The 2,136-nt window shown below is 40.4% G+C and carries 3 protein-coding genes; all 3 read right to left on the bottom strand.

Going from position 1 to position 2,136, the window contains the following annotated elements; genetic code table 11:
* Nucleotides 1–189 (bottom strand): NUDIX domain-containing protein (locus tag HMPREF3208_RS02125; protein WP_196488948.1); only part of this gene is annotated, 189 nt, incomplete at its 3' end.
* A gap of 374 nt (nt 190–563) precedes the next feature.
* Entirely contained in the window at nt 564–1,550 is a 987-nt protein-coding gene (locus HMPREF3208_RS02120) for a helix-turn-helix domain-containing protein (RefSeq protein ID WP_016637475.1), read from the bottom strand.
* Nucleotides 1,534–1,845: a hypothetical protein gene (locus HMPREF3208_RS06430; RefSeq protein WP_230953055.1), complete on the bottom strand. Its 312-nt coding sequence runs from the start codon at nt 1,843–1,845 to the stop codon at nt 1,534–1,536. Before HMPREF3208_RS06430 ends, HMPREF3208_RS02120 begins: the two co-directional genes overlap by 17 nt.
* Nucleotides 1,846–2,136: the final 291 nt, after the last annotated feature.

Genomic DNA, 2,136 nt, shown 5'->3' with positions numbered 1-2,136 from the left:
CTCTTCAAATACTTCTCTCTTAACGGCTTCTTCTGATGTCTCGCCCATGTGAACCGCTCCGCCAACTGAGTAGAAATAGTCGTCCTCATCATTTCTTGCAAATAGCACACAACCTTCTTCGACTATGATGGCTGCTGCTCTATATCTAAATGCTTTTTTATCGTTAATAAATCCGCAATTATGTTCCATGGTTTACTCCTTTAGAAAATCTGGTAAATATTTGTGTATAATACCTTCTTGCGAAAAATTCATTGTATCCATCGATAAAACATATTTAGGATAATTATCCTTAACCAATCGATAAACACCAAATTCCCAGCTACGAGTCTCTTCACCAGCCAGCAAATAAGAGACTTGATAACTCGTAGGAATAAGTCTTATCTAGAACAAAAGTAGACTGGGTGTGGCTGTCTAAAAAATGTCCGCACCACCGACGGTAAAGCCTATATGTGCGACATTTTTTAATCATACTTTCACTCTTTGGGGGTAATACAAGCGTAGGCATACCATATTTCATCCGGATAACACCTGTTATTCGCCAGAAAATCGACGCTGAAAGTCACTTATTTCTTTCCAAGCCTCCACACTTTGAGCACTACTTCTATTACTCCGTAAGTCAATGCAGCCAACGGCCAAACAATCCAACTTTTTCCCCAATCGGACGTGATGAAACTGTAGGCTAAATAAATGAAGATAATCATAAGCCAGTAAGCTTGGAGCAATAACCTAATCTTTGCAGGATAGACAATCTTTTTCTTCGGTTGCAGCAAACGGTAATAGGACGAGCGAACAATATTCGCCTGCACGAATAAATAAACAGCTGCTGCCACCAGGACAATAGCGATAACTACAAAAAAGCCGGATGAAAGTTGATAAAATTTCGACACTGCATCCGAAATTATAAGAAAAATAAAGGCAACCATACATAAAACGACACCGCTGACCGTCCGCAGCACATACGACGGCATGAACCGTTCCAAGCGTTCTTTGAGCACACTGTCAACGCCGTAAGCCGTTTCAAAGTCCTCTTTTTCCAAATATTGATAACGCTTTTCGTGGAAACTCTGAATAATAAAAATAACTACAGCTACAGTAATAATCGCAACGCTGAATGCTAAGCCAATAGTTTTACCGACTTGCGCATTTACTGTGGGAGAAAGCAAAAGATTACTGCCTATCAACGGGATTGCCGCCAGAATACAAAGAAGAACGCCTAGAGCAACATAGGCGGCAAATGATATTCTGTGAGCAATATAAGCGGAGGCTTCTTCCAGCTCAATTACCCGCATGCGAACGCCGGCTTCTTCCTGGCAGGCATTTTCATCTGCGTTGACGTTCTTCCCCATAACATCAATTTCATCTTTTACCAGAAGATCTGTACTAACACCAAACAAACGGCTCAATGCAATTATCCGTTCCATATCCGGGATACTTTGTGCGCCTTCCCATTTGGAAACAGCTTGGCGACTGACGCCCAATTTGTCCGCCAATTCTTCCTGCGACCAACCGTTTTGTTTACGCAGTTCCAATATTTTATCTGCTAAAATCATAAAAACATCTCCATTTCAAACTCGAATCCATCATGATCATGGTGAAATTATAGATGAAGCAGCAGTTGCGTAGTAGCAAGTGCGATTGGCAATTTCCGTTGAAAGCGCAATTTCTGCCGACAAATGAGCGCAACCGACCGCCAATTTGTTTTCTCTCATGTTCGTACAGCGTTTTCCAATCATCTTCACAAACGCAAGCAAACGCATCCGTCACAGACTGCAAATCTTCATCCTCATAATACTCAACAAGCAACTTCTTAAACTCAGGAACCTTATTTTCTGGAATAACCAACAAGCCATTACCATGATAAATCAAACAGTGTAGGGAACTTTTTTACAATTTTTACACCGATTTGTTCCCCAAAACATAAGCAACTAAATCGCACAACTACTCGACAGCAAAATAGCATTTAGAATCTCGAGAAGTAATATTAAATCCACCGCACGCTAAACCTTTTAACATTTAGTCTTTACAACCACATTTCCAAACAAAGCCAATCGTCGTACTAATATCTCACCAAACGTCGGAATAAAAGTTCAATAGCGCGCTAACTATTGTAATCTTGATAATATTATGATACTTTTT

The sequence above is a fragment of the Gardnerella vaginalis genome, from assembly GCF_001546485.1.
Lineage (GTDB): Bacteria > Actinomycetota > Actinomycetes > Actinomycetales > Bifidobacteriaceae > Bifidobacterium > Bifidobacterium vaginale_D.
This window is presented reverse-complemented; position numbering and strand designations above follow the sequence as displayed.